14 protein-coding genes are annotated in these 16001 nt (G+C 37.5%); 6 read left to right on the forward strand and 8 right to left on the reverse strand.

What is annotated here, in order from left to right; translation table 11 throughout:
* The first annotated feature begins 94 nt into the window (after window positions 1-94).
* The 4 genes from odhB to MNO09_RS24620 all read left to right on the forward strand — a co-directional run bounded on the left by odhB (window position 95) and on the right by MNO09_RS24620 (window position 6903).
* A complete protein-coding gene (gene odhB, locus MNO09_RS24605) occupies window positions 95-1354 on the forward strand; it encodes a 2-oxoglutarate dehydrogenase complex dihydrolipoyllysine-residue succinyltransferase (protein ID WP_000569906.1) in 1260 nt (419 codons plus the stop codon).
* 125 nt (window positions 1355-1479) lie between these two features.
* On the forward strand, window positions 1480-3399 hold the full coding sequence (locus tag MNO09_RS24610) for a putative thiazole-containing bacteriocin maturation protein (RefSeq protein WP_001061542.1): 1920 nt from the start codon (window positions 1480-1482) through the stop codon (window positions 3397-3399).
* Window positions 3396-5345 carry a TOMM precursor leader peptide-binding protein gene (locus MNO09_RS24615; protein WP_088106952.1) on the forward strand — a complete coding sequence of 650 codons (1950 nt, stop codon included), beginning with the start codon at window positions 3396-3398 and terminating at the stop codon, window positions 5343-5345. Before MNO09_RS24610 ends, MNO09_RS24615 begins: the two co-directional genes overlap by 4 nt.
* A 16-nt stretch (window positions 5346-5361) precedes the next feature.
* Window positions 5362-6903: a SagB family peptide dehydrogenase gene (locus MNO09_RS24620; protein WP_088106951.1), complete on the forward strand. Its 1542-nt coding sequence runs from the start codon at window positions 5362-5364 to the stop codon at window positions 6901-6903.
* 30 nt (window positions 6904-6933) lie between these two features.
* Here the strand turns inward: MNO09_RS24620 and MNO09_RS24625 are convergent, their stop codons facing one another.
* From MNO09_RS24625 to MNO09_RS24635, 3 genes are all read right to left on the reverse strand, one after another.
* Window positions 6934-7344, reverse strand: a complete 411-nt coding sequence (locus tag MNO09_RS24625; RefSeq protein WP_000996799.1) for a DUF3908 family protein — start codon at window positions 7342-7344, stop codon at window positions 6934-6936.
* 239 nt (window positions 7345-7583) lie between these two features.
* Complete coding sequence (locus tag MNO09_RS24630; protein WP_000498239.1) at window positions 7584-8072, reverse strand: GNAT family N-acetyltransferase; 489 nt, start codon at window positions 8070-8072, stop codon at window positions 7584-7586.
* Window positions 8073-8171: 99 nt separating this feature from the next.
* Entirely contained in the window at window positions 8172-9506 is a 1335-nt protein-coding gene (locus tag MNO09_RS24635) for a CoA-disulfide reductase (protein ID WP_001110256.1), read from the reverse strand.
* A gap of 200 nt (window positions 9507-9706) precedes the next feature.
* Here MNO09_RS24635 and MNO09_RS24640 point away from each other — a divergent pair, with 200 nt between their 5' ends.
* Entirely contained in the window at window positions 9707-10129 is a 423-nt protein-coding gene (locus MNO09_RS24640) for a hypothetical protein (protein WP_241950063.1), read from the forward strand.
* 41 nt (window positions 10130-10170) lie between these two features.
* Here MNO09_RS24640 and MNO09_RS24645 read toward each other — a convergent pair whose 3' ends face one another.
* Window positions 10171-11403: a zinc ribbon domain-containing protein gene (locus MNO09_RS24645; protein ID WP_001099920.1), complete on the reverse strand. Its 1233-nt coding sequence runs from the start codon at window positions 11401-11403 to the stop codon at window positions 10171-10173.
* 19 nt (window positions 11404-11422) lie between these two features.
* Window positions 11423-12208 (reverse strand): zinc ribbon domain-containing protein, encoded by a 786-nt coding sequence (locus MNO09_RS24650; protein ID WP_000389019.1) that lies wholly within the window; start codon window positions 12206-12208, stop codon window positions 11423-11425.
* Window positions 12209-12403: 195 nt separating this feature from the next.
* On the opposite strand from MNO09_RS24650, the gene MNO09_RS24655 reads away from it, so the two are divergent.
* Window positions 12404-13237, forward strand: a complete 834-nt coding sequence (locus MNO09_RS24655; protein WP_000424503.1) for a hypothetical protein — start codon at window positions 12404-12406, stop codon at window positions 13235-13237.
* Between the two features lie 14 nt (window positions 13238-13251).
* Here MNO09_RS24655 and MNO09_RS24660 read toward each other — a convergent pair whose 3' ends face one another.
* The 3 genes from MNO09_RS24660 to MNO09_RS24670 all read right to left on the reverse strand — a co-directional run bounded on the left by MNO09_RS24660 (window position 13252) and on the right by MNO09_RS24670 (window position 15995).
* Window positions 13252-13935 (reverse strand): DUF2278 family protein, encoded by a 684-nt coding sequence (locus MNO09_RS24660; protein WP_001978345.1) that lies wholly within the window; start codon window positions 13933-13935, stop codon window positions 13252-13254.
* A 90-nt stretch (window positions 13936-14025) separates the two neighbouring features.
* Window positions 14026-15525 carry an L-lactate permease gene (locus MNO09_RS24665; protein WP_000996218.1) on the reverse strand — a complete coding sequence of 500 codons (1500 nt, stop codon included), beginning with the start codon at window positions 15523-15525 and terminating at the stop codon, window positions 14026-14028.
* Between the two features lie 110 nt (window positions 15526-15635).
* Window positions 15636-15995 (reverse strand): DUF4029 domain-containing protein, encoded by a 360-nt coding sequence (locus tag MNO09_RS24670; RefSeq protein WP_000946155.1) that lies wholly within the window; start codon window positions 15993-15995, stop codon window positions 15636-15638.
* Window positions 15996-16001: the final 6 nt, after the last annotated feature.

Genomic DNA, 16001 nt, shown 5'->3' on the forward strand with positions numbered 1-16001 from the left:
TATTTTGCCCGGGGGGCAGGCTAACAAATGGAGATTACCGAAGACAAAAGAAGAAAAAACACACCGTTAGGCAAATAAGGGGAGGACATTTAAAATGATCGAAATTAAAGTACCTGAGCTTGCAGAATCTATTACTGAAGGAACTATCTCACAATGGCTTATCAACGTAGGCGACAAAGTTGAGAAAGGTGGCAGCGTTGTTGAGCTTGAAACTGATAAAGTCAATGTAGAAATCATTGCAGAAGATTCAGGTATTGTATCGAAGTTACTAGGCGAACCTGGGGATACAGTTGAAGTTGGTGCAACTATCGCAATTTTAGATGCAAACGGAGCACCAGTTGCAGTAAGTACACCTGCACCGGCTGCTGAACAGCCAAAACAAGAAACAACTGAAGCACCGAAAGCTGCGGCACCAAATGCTGAGCAAACTACAACTTTACAAGGTTTACCGAATACGAACCGTCCTATCGCATCACCAGCTGCTAGAAAAATGGCTCGTGAATTAGGTATCGACTTAAACGACGTACGTAGCACAGATCCACTTGGACGTGTGAGACCACACGATGTACAAGCTCATGCTGCCGCACCAAAAGAAGCACCAGCTGCTCCAAAAAGTCCAGCTCCTGCTCCAGTTGCAAAAACGGAATTCGAAAAACCAGTTGAGCGCGTGAAAATGTCCCGCCGCCGTCAAACAATTGCAAAACGCCTTGTAGAAGTTCAACAAACATCTGCAATGTTAACAACATTTAACGAAGTTGATATGACTGCAATCATGGAATTACGTAAAGAGCGTAAAGATGCTTTCGAGAAAAAACATGATGTACGTCTTGGTTTCATGTCATTCTTCACAAAAGCAGTTGTTGCAGCATTAAAACAATTCCCATTATTAAATGCTGAAATTCAAGGCGACGAGCTTATCATTAAAAAATTCTATGATATCGGTATTGCAGTAGCAGCTCCAGATGGATTAGTTGTTCCAGTTGTACGCGATGCTAACCAATTAAACTTCGCTGAAATCGAAAGTGAAATTCGTAATTTAGGTATGAAAGCACGTGACAACAAACTTTCATTAAAAGAACTACAAGGTGGTACATTCACAATTACAAACGGGGGTGTGTTCGGTTCTCTAATGTCAACACCGATCCTAAACAGCCCACAAGTTGGTATTTTAGGAATGCACAAAATCCAAGTACGTCCAGTTGCAATTGATGCAGAACGTATGGAAAACCGTCCAATGATGTACATCGCTTTATCTTACGATCACCGCATTGTTGATGGTAAAGAAGCAGTTAGCTTCCTTGTTGCTGTTAAAGATATGCTTGAAGATCCAAAATCATTATTATTAGAAGGTTGATAGATTAATAATCTATTAAAGGCTGTAGAATAAATTATTCTACAGCCTTTTTTTATTGCATTCATACGGGACAAATTTCATAACATAAGCTAATAATGTATGCCTAAAACGTAAGGAGGATTAAAATGAATAACCTTCCAATTGATGCAAAACTTAAAGCAAATAAGGATACTTTTTTCCTCCCCGACTCAAACGGGGGTGTCTATTTTCGAAATAATGCCAGTTCATTTCGTATGGACGGTGATGGAATTTACAACTGGATTGAAAAATTAATGCCAATGTTTAACGGGAATTATTCTTTAGCAGAAATAACCGATGGTCTCCCTCTCCCCTATCAAAATCGTGTATTTGAAATTGGAGAGATTTTATATGAAAATGGTTTCGTTCGGGATGTAAGTCAAGATGCACCTCATGAATTAAATAGCGCATTACTTGATAGATACGCTTCACAAATTGAATTTTTAGAAGCTGATTCTCATTCAGGCGCTCTAAAATTCGAAACGTATCGCGCGGCAAACGTCCTTATAATTGGTTCTGGAGATATGCTTACTTCCTTAGTTTCTTCTTTATTAGAATCAGGATTACCTACCTTTCATTACCTTGTTACAGATTATGAGGAAACAAATTACGATCGCATTCATGAGCTAATAGAACTTGCACATGAAGTGGATGATCATGTCCTTGTTGAGGAAATAGATACGACAATTGATCGTCCCCTGCATGAAGTTTTCGAGCCTTTCGACTGGATTTTGTATGTTTCTCAAAATGGAGATATTGAAGGCCTAAGAGCAGTTCACACGATTTGTAGAGAAGTAGGAAAGAACTTCATACCTGCCGTCTGTTTATCAGCACTTGGTATAGCCGGCCCTATCGTAACAGCTAATCGTGAAGAATGCTGGGAATCCGTATGGCATCGGCTACATGAAACAACTTTACAAAATGAACATTCATCAGCATCATTTTCACCACTTCCATCTGCAATGTTAGCAAATATAATCGTATTTGAATTACTTAAGCATGTCGCTGATGATTCTTACCGAGAAAAAGAACCACAATTCTTTTTATTAAATTACGAAACACTCGAAGGAGCATGGCATCCTTTTATAAAACATCCTCTCGCAACTGATGAAAGTTTTACAATTGATACGATAGAAAATCTTTCTGAACAACTTGAGCATCGATCCAACCAACATACCTCAACTGATTTATTCCGCTTTTTCGACTCATTAACTTCTAAAGAAGCTGGTTTATTCCATGTATGGGATGAACAAGATTCATATCAATTACCGTTATCACAATGCCATATTCAAGTAGCTACTCCACTATCAGATGGTCCTGCTTCCCTCCTGCCTCTTATGACTTGTGGTGGTTTAACTCATAATGAAGCGCGCCGAGAAGCTGGTTTAACAGGAATTGAAACATATGTAGCGGAAATTATGCACCGCCTTATTCCTGAACATAATGATATCGGTATTGGCGCTGGAGAAACGATGACAGAAGGTGTATACCGGGCGCTACAACAACATTTAAATAATAAATTGTATGAGCGGCAGTCACATATGCTGGAAGAAATTACGACGATTGATTTAACTGAAATTCATGATAAACATTGTAGATTTTATTACGATGCTCTCTCTACAATTCATGAAACACCTAAAATAGCAGTAAGCGAAGAGATTCTCAGCTTCCCTGTCGTTTGGGTCGGTATAAATGATCGCTGGTACGGTGCATCTAATATTAATATGACGTTAGCGTTACGAAACGCACTACAACTATCACTTCTTCATATTCAAAATGAAGAGACTCCTTACAGAGCTAATATCTTGCCTGAATCCTCTATTATTTTATATGACACGGATTCTTTTAGAGTGGAAATACAAGCGGAAGAAGAAGTTCCAGGTGTGCAATCTGTGCAGCTTGCCTTGCAACATTTAGAAGAACATAATTTTTATCCATTCGTGTTTGATTTAGCCATTGAATCATTTTTGAAAGAAAACTTAGATGGTGTGTACGGTGTATTAATTGCAAAGGAGGACAGTCTATGACTCAAAATATATTGCTTATAGGAGATGGCCTTCTGGCAAACTATGTACACGATCAACTATGCAATCAATATTCTATCATTCGCCAACATAGCCTTACAGAAGAACTCCCTGAAAATATTCATCTCGCTCTCGTATTACATGATGGCTCTCCTTCTGCTATTCATCATGATGCCGAGCTAATTTTTCGGTCGAATCATATTCCATGGTTACGCGGGTTTACTTCATTTGGTGAAGGTGTTATCGGTCCTTACATTCATCCCCCTGCAACTGGTTGTTCCCACTGCTCTGATGGGCGCCGGTTTATCGCTGGCTTTGATCAACAAGAAATGTGGGAACTACAGCGGAAATATGCATTAAAGACAGATAATGTAACGAGGCGTGATGTACGTGCCACCCAAAATGGCATGTTACAAATGTGCCATCTTATTCGTGCAGAAACAGAGAAAATATTAACTCATAACCATTCCTCTTTAGAAAATGAACTCATTTTACTAAACTTACAAACACTGCAATGTACGCGGCATTCTTTTCTTCCAGATCCGCTCTGCCCTGTATGTAGCAATTTGCCTGATGATACGGCAGATGCAGCAACGATTTCATTACAACCGAGCTTAAAAACAAGTGATGCAACGTATCGCTGTCGTTCCATTCATGAACTAAACACATTTTTAACGAGAGATTATTTAGATTATCGGGTCGGTATGTTGAACGGAAAAATGCAGCATTCTTTATTACCATTTGCTGACGTTATTATAAACATGCCATTAATGTTTGGAAATGAAGGTGTTGCAGGCCGAACTCATTCATTTGCAATGAGTGAAGCAACTGCTATTTTAGAAGGTTTAGAACGATATTGTGGTATGTCACCTCGAGGAAAAAAGACGAATGTACACGGCAGTTTTCGTGAGTTAGAGGATCATGCACTGAACCCCCTCTCTCTCGGTGTACATACAAATGAACATTATAATCGTGATAGTTTTCCGTTTAAGCCATTTGATCCTGACTACGAACAAAACTGGGTATGGGGATATTCTTTATTACAAAACCGGCCGATTTTAGTTCCTGAATCAATTGCTTATTATAGCCTCGGTCATCGTGATGCTTTCGTGTATGAAACATCAAATGGATGTGCCATTGGTGGTAGTTTAGAAGAAGCAATTTTTCATGGCATTTTAGAAATTGTAGAGCGTGACGCCTTTTTGCTCACTTGGTATACAGAATTACCTCTCCCTCGTCTTGATCTTAGTTCAGCAAATGATACGGAATTACAATTAATGATTCAGCGGCTGTACACGATTACTGGGTATGAGTTACATGTTTTTAACGCAACGATGGAACACGGTATCCCAAGCTTATGGGTAATTGCGAAAAATACGCGTGAAAATGGAATGAACGTTGTTTGTGCGGGAGGCTCTCATTTAGACCCTGTCCGCGCTTTAAAGAGTGCCATCCATGAAATAGCAGGCATGTTACTAATAGCAGACGATGAACTCGAACAAAAAAGAGAGCATTACGAAAACTGCTTACACGATCCTTATCTCGTTAATAAAATGGAAGACCATAGTATGCTGTACGGATTAAAAGAAGCAGAAGAACGTCTTCATTTTCTTTTACGTGACGATGCCCCGGTGCAATCGTTCCAAGAAATGAACGGGTTACAATCAGTTGATTTAGATTTAACATCCGATCTTCATCAACTTTTAAACCGTCTGCAGCAGTCTGGACTTGAAGTAATCGTTGTAGATCAAACAGTACCTCTTATAGAAAAAAACGGATTACATTGTGTAAAAGTCATTATTCCAGGCATGCTCCCGATGACGTTCGGTCACCATCTTACTCGGGTTACAGGACTAGATAGAGTATATACAGTACCGATGACACTTGGATATAGCGCTGAGCCTTTAACGAATGAACAATTAAATCCACATCCGCATCCGTTTCCATAGTAAAGGAGGGGATTCTATGCAGCTGGATACTTTTTTACATCATCTCCATTTTTCTATAGACGAAATTATGCCGAACCATGAAGTGGACTGGGAAGATGCACCGCTTCCTTATAAATTATATCGAAATGTACCTGTTATCCCTCTCCCTTTAGAAATACCATTATCTTTACCTAACTCTTCTACTACACCAACTTTGAAGGAAATTGGTCATTACCTTTGGTACTCATTCGGTTTAACACAGTTATGTCAGCTAAATAGCGAGAAAACTTTATTCCGAAGATCTATCCCTTCAGGTGGTGCTTTGTATCCAAATGAATTGTATATATATTTAAAGATTGATGATTATCCAGACGGTATTTACCATTACGACGCTGCGCATCACCGACTTATCTTACTTCGGGAAGGAAATTTCGATTCTTATCTTTCGGAAGCACTCGGGAATCGTTGTAACATACAGTCTTGTTTTGGTGCTGCATTCGTATCCACTATGTTTTGGAAAAACTTCTTTAAATACAATAACTTTTCATACCGTCTTCAAGGCTTAGATAGTGGTGTTCTCATCGGACAATTACTTGCGTGTGCCAAACAATTCGGCTACACAAATGGCGTATATTTTCAATTTCTAGACCGTGCAATCAATCATTTACTCGGATTGTCAGAAGGCGAGGAAAGCGTATATGCTGTTGTTCCTTTAAGTACAGAACCGCAAACTAATTGGTTTCACAATGATTACCGTGAAAATAAAACAGTTACTTCTCATGAGTTGTTACAGCAAATTCCGCCGTTAGCACACGAATATTTTGTTCGATCAAAGCAAGTATATAAACATCCTATGCTAACAAAAATAAATGAAGCTTCTATGATCGAATCGACAACAAACTTCCACACACTACATCATGAAGAGCACTATCAACATCATGCGTACGCTGTACAGTTGCCGCAAGTAGAACGGTTATCGTATGATTTCTTACAACTTTGTAAAGAACGGTATTCCCCTGATGCTGACTTCACTTTAACGAAATGGGATGCAGCAGGGCTCGCTACTTTACTACAAGAAGCGAGCCTCGCCTTCCCTTATTACAACGACCTTGATGGTCAGTATGTAAATGAAAATGCGCGCGTCTCCTTATATGGATGTTTTTATAACGTAAAAGATATAGAAAACGGCGCTTATTCTTATAACAGCAAAAATCATTCCATACAGCCACTTCGATATGGAGACCTTCGTTATCCCCTTCAATCCAGTATGACGATGGATAACGTAAATCTTTTTCAAGTACCGCTTTGCCTACATGTAGTCGGAAAGAAAGATTACTATACACGTGCATTAGGCTATAGAGGATACCGTATTCACCAAATGGAAGCTGGTATACTCGTTCATAAACTCGTTTTCGCCGCGACCGCGATGGGGATGGGCGGGCATCCATTACTAAGTTTTGATACAAATTCATGTGATCAGTTATACGGGATAGATACTGGAACTGAAACGTCTCTCATTCAAATTCCTGTTGGGGCGTATCGAGCGCGGAATTGGTTAAAAGGGGATTTGCGTAATTAGAAGCACGCCGGTGGACGGCGTGCTTTTTTACTAGATTAATTTAAAAATACTCTTAATTTGTCTCGCGAATAACCAATTTTTCGTACCGTAGTTATCATTTAAACTATCTAAATTGATAGATTGTCCATTAGCAAACTTTAATTCTAACGTTGTATTTTTGTCATTTGTTTTTAAGTTGCTATGTGTAATTGCTTCATACTTTAATTTTTCGATTTCAACATATTCATCTTTTTCTTGTCCAATCACGACATGATCTTGGAAGAAGAACAATACTTCTACTTTCTTACCGAAACAAAATACATTTTTCGTATAAATTAATGTCGCATTATCAAGTCCGATGCATACTTCTTTCATCTCTTCTACAACGTTTCCAAAGTCTTCTTCTTGTCTTGCATTTGATTCAGCAATCCATTCTTCGATTGTTTTCATATTAATTGCCATACTGTACCCCCTGGTTCGTCCATTGCTTTATTTAAAAATAAATACTATATGAAAATATAAGCGATAAGCACTATGTTTTCAAGGGTGAACGGTATATTCGAAATAAAGTGAAACTTTAATTAGTGGAGGTTTTCTTCATCCCCCACTGATTATCACCCCTCACTAATCGGGCTCTTACTGCCCGCAAATAGTGGGATAAAGTTAAATTTCAAAGTAATCTACTAGGGGCACCGATTTTATTATATTTTAAACGTTTGAACGAGACATTCTTCATCATCGATTAACTTTGTTTTTTCATCAAATTCGATGTTTAGCCCCCTATATACTTTCTTCCAAAAAGAAACAGCTGGTACATTTTTCACAAGTTCGATAACGAAATATTGTCCTCGTTTCTCTTTTAGTACATTCTCAATAACTTGTTTACCGATTCCTTTTCCTTTGTACTGATTCAATATGAAAATGTCATTTATGCCAAAGTCGTTTTCCTTCTTCAAAAACGGGCGTTCCAACAATAATAAAAATCCTACAATACTATTTTCAGCTTTTATAAAATACGGAGTGATTCCGTCATTTTCCCAAAACATGTGTAAATCTTCGTATTCAAAAAATCCATTTGCCCCAATCTTTATATTAGGAGTGAATGTAGAGAGGTCATGAAGATATAGTGCGTACAAATTACGTAATATTTCTTTTTCTGATTCTTGAACTGTTTGAAGTGTTACAAACATTTTTAATATCCCCTTCCCTATATGTAACTGTTTCTCCCTCTTTATTATTCGCTAAAAAAGTTTACCTACCTTTGCAAAAAAAATAGCACTTAAAAAGTGCTATTCTGCTCTCCTTGCCGCTTGCTGAATTGGATCCCAAACACTGTTATATGGCGGTGCGTAACTTAAGTCGACATCTTCTAACTCGTGAATGCTCATTTTATTGAAAAGCGCCATTGCGATTACGTCAATTCGCTTATCTACACCTTCTTCTCCAATTACTTGTCCGCCCAATAATTGTTTTGTGTCCGACCGATATAGTAATTTCAAGTGAAGTGGCCTAGCACTTGGATAATAACCGGCCATATTTGTTGAATCTACATGAACCGTCTTATACGGGATGTTTAGCCCTTTCGCTTCTTTTTCATTTAAGCCTGTTCTTGCGAGCGTCAAATCCATAAATTTAATAATACCTGTTCCTAACGTTCCTTTGAAGGCTCTTCGTTTATCAAGCATATTCAGTCCAGCGAGTCGGCCTTGTTTATTAGCAGTCGTTCCGAGCGGGATATGATCATGAATTTCCTTTATAACGTGGTAATGTGTTGCGCAATCACCAGCTGCATATACGTCCTGCACATTCGTTTGCATATATGCATTTACTTCAATTGCTCCTTTATGATTTGTACGTATATTTGTTCCTTCAAGAAAATCAGTATTTGGCTTCACTCCAACCGATACTAGAACAAGATCTGCTTTATACGTCCCTTTATCCGTTTCAATTTGTTCCACTCTTTCATTTCCTTTAAACGCTTTTACATTTTCATTCGTTAAAATTTCAATATGATGTTTATCTGCTTCTTTATGTATATATTCAGCCATATCTGCATCATAAATCGTACCGATATGATCATTTCTCTCAATCATTCTTACTTTCTTACCAAGTTCGACGAATGTTTCTGCCATCTCCAGTCCAATCGCACCACCGCCAATAATCGTTACATCCTCAACTTTATTCGTTTCTAGCGTTTTTAATATACGCTCAGCATCAGGAATTGTTTTTAAAAGATGAACGCCTTGCAAATCTCGGCCTTCCCATTCTGGCATAACAGGACGCACTCCAGTCGCAATTAATAAACGATCGTACGGAAATTCAAAAACCTCTTTCGTCTCCGTATGCTCTGCGTACACCATTTTCTTTTCCGTATCTACTTTCGTTACTTCATGACGCACTTTCGCATCAATTCCGTATTTATCACGAAACGTCTTTACATTACGCGCGATTAATTTTTCCGTTGAAGCGATAGCACCACTAATGACATACGGTAATCCACACTGAGCGTACGAATAAATTTCACCTTTTTCTAACGTTACAACATTTGCATTTTCATCACTTCTAACAATTTGCATAGCTGCACTCATACCAGCTGCATCTCCGCCAATAATGACATAGTTCACTTTACCACTCCTTCTTTTTTACATACCTCTTTACGATTTCCATATTTTTCAGAAATAACACCTACTTCCATTGTAAAGAAAGAGCATTTCATCTTCAAATTTGGTGCACAAACCTATGCCTTAATAGGTAGCCGTCGTGTCTTATAAACAACATGTTTAATATGCTATAACAGTTACTATTGAAAGTAGGTGAAACATACATGTGCGCCGGCCTTCTCGCCCAGCTTCCAGATGAACCGCAAGAACCGAAACCCGCCCTCTCACTTGACCAAGAATTTTCCATTAATGCAACAATATATAGTGCTCGTGCTTGGTTATCTAACGATGATACGTTTGCGCAAGATATTTGGAAAGCTACCCAATTTGCTTCAGCATCACATGCTGGCAAGTCCATCTTTCCAGTCGGTTCTGTTAAAATTATGAACTTTTCTGATGATACAATAACCGTTACTGCCTCACCAGAATCAGATCGTGCGCTCAAAATAGTCGTACCACCCCATTCCGAGGCAGCTCTAACGTCTGGTCCATTATCCCATATACAAGCTAGTACATCAGGAGGATCAAGTAAAGTCACATTTCTCTTTCACATCTTTTTCTCAAGGGATCCTGGTTCAGATAAATAACCATAAAAGGTACAGTTATGCACTGTACCTTTTTCACGTGTTTATTCTCTTGATCTGATCAATTCAACATTATAAGTTTCAATATCTGTTAGCTTTCCTGTAAAATACGGATTTTCTCTATACCAAGACTGTTTTGAAAAATACTCTTGCATATCTTTCGTTTGAAACATATGTCCATGTCTTGCGTATATTTCGTTTCTCGCTATTTTCAATTGTTCTTTCGATAAATATGTTAAGTCCGTACTCGTTAATTTTCGAATATCACTATCAGGGAAGATGAAACCATTATATACATACCGAGTCGTAGGCGGGGTAAAATTGTAAACAACTGTTTTTTCTGTACTTTTCTTTTGGAATGGAAGGTTATAAGACGGAAGTGCCGTTACCGTTTCTACCTTCGTCGTTTCCCTTCCATTTTCTCCATTTCGTTCTAAATAAATCGTCGTACTTCCATCAGTTGCTACCGGTCCCCACGTAATTTCTTCCCCAGCCAGCGCTGTAACTGGTTTTTGATTCACATACAATGTTGCACCAGGTGCATTCGTTTGCACTGTAATATATTGCCCTTGCAACGTTAAATCTATCGTTACGTTATTTTGACCTTGTTTCATAAGTACAACCTTTTCTTCACGTGATAGTTTTACATAGTCATTTTTATATTCTGCTTGAAACACTTGAGCCCCTGGAAGAAACGGGCCATATTGCTTCTCAAACTTTTTGTCATCAGACTTATCAATTTCTTTTCCGTTCATTTTTAAAGATGTACCTTTTTCATTTGTAAGCACCGTCGTATAATACGTCTTCGCTTTCAATTTATACCGATCAAAGATAAAGAAATACTTTCCGTCTTTCGTTAACGAAAAATCTGCTTTTTCAATTCCATCCCTCTGTTTTTCACCTATCCTCAAATGTTCTTTCAATTCATCCACGTAAGATGGGTTTTCTTTTATATACGAAAAAAGTGGCATTAAACTCTCTCTCGTTACAATAACTGATGGATCATCTGCCGTGACGATTTCAGCTAACTTCTCCCCGTCTCTCTCTTGTACAATAGTAATCATTCGATCTACTTGTGCCGCCTGCTTATAATACGATGATCCGTACAAATACAGTCCCACAATCACTACAGCAAGTAGTGCTAAAAGTATAATGCCAACTTTTGTACCGCTGCTCATTTTCTTCTTTACCACAAGGTTTTCCCTCTTCTGACCGCAGCTTTGACAAAATTGCACACCGTCTTCAAGCTGATTCCCACACTTTGTACATACATTCATCCATTCAACCACCTTTTCTTTAGAGGCCAGTTAATCCCTGAGTAATGGTTTGAATTATCGTGCTAATGTAAGACCAAAGTACAATGAACGTTGCGATTCCAATTAAAACATTTGCGATAATAAGAGTGTAAACAAGATCTAATCCGCCGTTGTCTAATTTTAATATGGCAACAGTTACACTAATCCCTATATAAGTTGTAGCTATAGATAATAATATCGGTAAGAAAAAAATTAATAGAAAACTAAAAAGAAAAGTAAGAACTAATATAGCGATAGCCGGCGTTGCTATCGTTCCCCATACGCCAAATACTTCAAGAAATGAAAAAGAAGATTTCATCATCTTACCACTTACAAAAATAATAAATCCGACAAACGAAGTTAAAATCAATAAAAAGAAAAAGACCGTTACAGCTTCTCCAAAAAATGTAAGAGTAGAAACATCTGGCACTAACGTTCTCGTAACTGCTGCCCCAGCACTCATCATTCTATAAAAAATACATGCCCCTAAAAAACAAATAAGAACAAGACTTACAATTCCATTTCGTACTTCAACCTTGCCGCTTTTCATAATCGCTGTCGGTGCTTTGAAAGCATGTTTAAAGAACTGAAAATAGCCACTTGCAAACCGCTTCGCTTGCTCTACTGTTTCATTTTGTCGAGTTTCCTTTGCTGGTGCTACGCGTGCTTGTTGCTCACCTTTTTCTTGTGCACCACTCGCTACTGCTTCCTCCGTCAACGAATGTCCACAATTCCCGCAAAACTTTGCCTCTGCTGCATTTTCCGTCTGACACGCCGGACATTCCATTCTCTCATCCCTCCTTAAGTAAATACCATATAGGGTGTTACAAGTTCAATATATGACTTGGGACATAAAACATGACTACAAGAAAAAGATTATGAAATCCTTCTTTCAAAAGAAATATATGTGCTAGCAATCTTGAAAAATAATGCTATTATGAAACAGAACAAATAACATTTTTAATAGATTGGATGACTGGCAATGGAATTGGTAAACTCAATTTTTCAAATACTCCTTACAAGCATAATCCAATTATTTTCTTTAATTGGCGTTATCATTGTAATTGGATTTCTATTAGGCTATTTAGAATCTCTCACACGCATGTATTGGTCGAGAGCTTTCGGAAGAAAAGGATTCCTTTTAACGGCGTGGATCGGTGTTCCTATTCATGAACTTGGACATGCCATTATGTGTGTACTATTTCGTCATAAAATTGTAGCAACGCAGTTTTTCCCAACGGATACAAGTCAAGGTGCTTTAGGCTACGTACAACATCAATACAATCAAAAAAGTGTATATCAACGAATTGGGAACTTCTTCATTGGAATCGGTCCTATTATTTCCGGTATTACTGCGTTAATCCTTTTAATGCGCTATTTCGTACCAAATTCATATTTCTTATTTAATACAACTCTCGAAAAAACAATCGCTTCTACTTCTATTAATATAGAAATGGTTCAAAACATGCTTTTATCGACGTTTGTATTATTGAAAAGCTTATTTACAATAAGCAATTTATTGAATCCTTCCTTTTGGCTATTTTTATTTATCGCCATTTGTATTTCTGCACATATCGCTTTAAGTAAACCAGATATTAAAGGATCAATAGACGGTGTTATCGTCATGTTTATCTTTTTATTTTTATTCAACATAATCGCAGGACTATTTCAGTACGACAGTAACCAGCTCATTGGAAAAATGATGAAGTATAATATGTATCTCATTGCATTTTCTAGTGTAGCATTGCTGTTCTCTTGTATTTCTACACTTGTTAGTTTTGGGTTTTATAAAATAAGAGAAGGGCGTTCGTTGTGAACGCCCTTCTCTTATCAATTATTTCCTTTATAATCACAATGTTCAACCGGAACACGAGCATGTCCCTCTTCATCGGTACACCATGACTGCGATTGGAAGGCAAGAAAGATACCAATCCATTTTTCTTCCTTTTCAAAATGAATGAGTATTCCTCCGTCTTGCCATATACCATTATCACCTTTCCATTTCTCTACATTTCCTTGATTCATGTGAATATCATGTATCCCGTTTCCTGGTTCGAAATGAAAGTAAGAATCGGGTGTATTTTCTTCTGGTCCCCATCTTTCACCAAACGCGTAAATAATTGCTTTTTCTTCTATTGCTCGTTTTATATAACGTTCTATTTTTTCATTTAAATCATTATCCACTCCTGCTTTTTCAGCAGGTAAAGGAATCATTTGTTTCGAATCAAATACATTACCTCTTACGTAGTCTAAAGCTACTTTCGGTTCATTGTTTTTTATTTCTGTAAAACCAAATGGTAATGTCGGTAAAATATGAATCGCCTCTGACCGAATATTGTCGCTCGCAAAATATAAAACTTCTGACGGGTAACTTTGCGACTTTACGTTAATTGCAATACGATAATCTACTTCTGCTTCGCCTTGTAAATGAACTTGATAATGAGGTGTTTTCCCTTTTCCAATCTTTGATTGTATAACGGTACCTTTTAACACGCCGTAGTTTTTTAGGGGCATACATTTCATCTCCTATTCATTTAGTAGAAGCTTTTCATATTTAAAACATTATCCAATCATAAAGAAAATCCTCCTATGTTAGGAGGATTTTTAATTTCTCAACATATACCAAACAATAACCTCTACCACTACTAGCAAAATTGCACCAAAGATCATTAGCGTCGTCTTCTTTAACAATTCATTTTCACGATAAGGAATGTTACATAAATACGCCCCTAGTGTAATCCGTGACGGGCAAGCGATTGTCGCTACTGACGATGCGGTGTTTTGCAGTGTTGTGACATATTGCCACGGAAGCGCTACGTTTTGCGCAGTTTGCATTTGTAGTTTTATAAACATCGCATTTGATCCGGCGTTACTACCTGTTAAAAAGCCACCGATTCCGCCGATAAATGGGGCAACGAAAACGAAAAACGTTCCAAATGTTTCACCAGCTGTTTTTGCCAGTAATGCATGCATGCCAGATGCACCCATTAGTTCTGAAATGGCGATAAACATCGTCGTTGTAATCGCAAAAGGAATCCATTGTTTTATCGTTTGCGAGAGTGATTGTTTAATAATATGAGATGGAATACGGAAGAAGATAATAGTAAATAAGCATGTCATACCGAGCCAAAATCCTGGTGAATATAGTAGCTCTAGCTTGTAAGAGTATGATTTCAAATCAAGAACGGCATATGATCTGAATACATCATGTAATGCTGGTACAAGGCGAGAAAGCAAAATACAAACAGTTAAGAATATATAAGGGCTAATAATTTTTATAATAGATACTTCTCTCTCCGTTGCTGCAGCATGTTCTGTTATTAAATTTTGCTCACTTTTTCCTTTTAATTTAATGATAAGAAAGCCAAATGTAATTGTAACGATAGAACTTAATATACCTGCTAGTTCAACACTTACGTATGCGTTAGAAAGATAGATTCCGAGAGAAAATAATAGAAAGAAACCGAATCCTTCTTTCCACTTTTCAATTACGGCCCGCCAGCCACCAACAACGTGTAAAGAAAGAATGACGAAATAAGCAAACATCGGAATACTTAGTAGTGCCGTATTTGTACCAAGTGTTGTAAGCGGCATATTTATTAGCTGCGAACCGATAATCGTACCAGTTGCCATTGCGCCCCACGAACTAGCTAGTAAACCGATAAATGAAAGCAGTACAGCCTGAAACGGTTTATAGCCCAATGAAAGAAAGATAGGTGCTGCAACCATGAAGCCAATTCCGAATCCACTTACTGATTCGATTAGCGGACAAATACCAAAACACATAAGGAGCATTTGTAATAAACGATCGTGCGTCACTTCTTCTAGAAAACGTGCTACTTGATCGATGTACCCCATTTTGTTCATGAGGTGAAATAAAAAAATACCGAAAAACAAAACGTACCCGACAATAAAACAAATTAACCAACCTTTAATCGTTGCGTGCACAGTTTCACTTATCCCTAGTTGAAACGTTGGCGAGAGTAAAACGATTCCAACAGACACAACGTAAGCAATTAAAGAGGACCTTAATGACGTTTGTTTAAATAAAAATAAACAAATGAAAATCATCATAATTGGGATAAGTGCCAACAATATGGCCATGTTATCATCTCTTTTCATTAAAAATACAATTTTTAACTATTATATAACAGATGTCATATTTTTCAATTGTTTTTACAACAGTTGTAAAAAAGAAGCCAAACGGCTCCTTTTCACTCCCATTTTCTATTATCCTGAAAAACCGTCTGCTGTCCGACTATTTTGTCTAACACAACAAGCACAAGATAAGCACATATTACTTGCAATACAACGTTACCAAATTTCATTAATTCAAATGCATGGATCCATCGGAATAATTCATTTAATAATACAATTGAAACGATACTAAATAGTTCTATACTAATCGAAAATATACATATTTCTAAAATAGATTGCTCTTGAATGCGAGTTAAGTTGGAAAAGATGAATACATATCCTAAAAATAGAGCCATCAACTCTATTTTCGTCATGCTAATGAGCCAAGCGTATAGTGGTACGGTTAAAAGAAGATATAGTAGTTTTCGTCTTAGCATGCTTTT

This window comes from Bacillus sp. N5-665 (genome assembly GCF_022637375.2).
GTDB classification, from domain to species: Bacteria; Bacillota; Bacilli; order Bacillales; family Bacillaceae_G; genus Bacillus_A; species Bacillus_A wiedmannii.

Bases quoted from the DNA above. Each gene is read 5' to 3' on its own strand.
- odhB (WP_000569906.1), top strand. From the start codon at position 95: ATGATCGAAATTAAAGTACCTGAGCTTGCAGAATCTATTACTGAAGGA.
- MNO09_RS24610 (WP_001061542.1), top strand. From the start codon at position 1,480: ATGAATAACCTTCCAATTGATGCAAAACTTAAAGCAAATAAGGATACT.
- MNO09_RS24615 (WP_088106952.1), top strand. From the start codon at position 3,396: ATGACTCAAAATATATTGCTTATAGGAGATGGCCTTCTGGCAAACTAT.
- MNO09_RS24620 (WP_088106951.1), top strand. From the start codon at position 5,362: ATGCAGCTGGATACTTTTTTACATCATCTCCATTTTTCTATAGACGAA.
- MNO09_RS24625 (WP_000996799.1), bottom strand. From the start codon at position 7,344: ATGGCAATTAATATGAAAACAATCGAAGAATGGATTGCTGAATCAAAT.
- MNO09_RS24630 (WP_000498239.1), bottom strand. From the start codon at position 8,072: ATGTTTGTAACACTTCAAACAGTTCAAGAATCAGAAAAAGAAATATTA.
- MNO09_RS24640 (WP_241950063.1), top strand. From the start codon at position 9,707: ATGTGCGCCGGCCTTCTCGCCCAGCTTCCAGATGAACCGCAAGAACCG.
- MNO09_RS24645 (WP_001099920.1), bottom strand. From the start codon at position 11,403: ATGAATGTATGTACAAAGTGTGGGAATCAGCTTGAAGACGGTGTGCAA.
- MNO09_RS24650 (WP_000389019.1), bottom strand. From the start codon at position 12,208: ATGGAATGTCCGGCGTGTCAGACGGAAAATGCAGCAGAGGCAAAGTTT.
- MNO09_RS24655 (WP_000424503.1), top strand. From the start codon at position 12,404: ATGGAATTGGTAAACTCAATTTTTCAAATACTCCTTACAAGCATAATC.
- MNO09_RS24660 (WP_001978345.1), bottom strand. From the start codon at position 13,935: ATGCCCCTAAAAAACTACGGCGTGTTAAAAGGTACCGTTATACAATCA.
- MNO09_RS24665 (WP_000996218.1), bottom strand. From the start codon at position 15,525: ATGGCCATATTGTTGGCACTTATCCCAATTATGATGATTTTCATTTGT.
- MNO09_RS24670 (WP_000946155.1), bottom strand. From the start codon at position 15,995: ATGCTAAGACGAAAACTACTATATCTTCTTTTAACCGTACCACTATAC.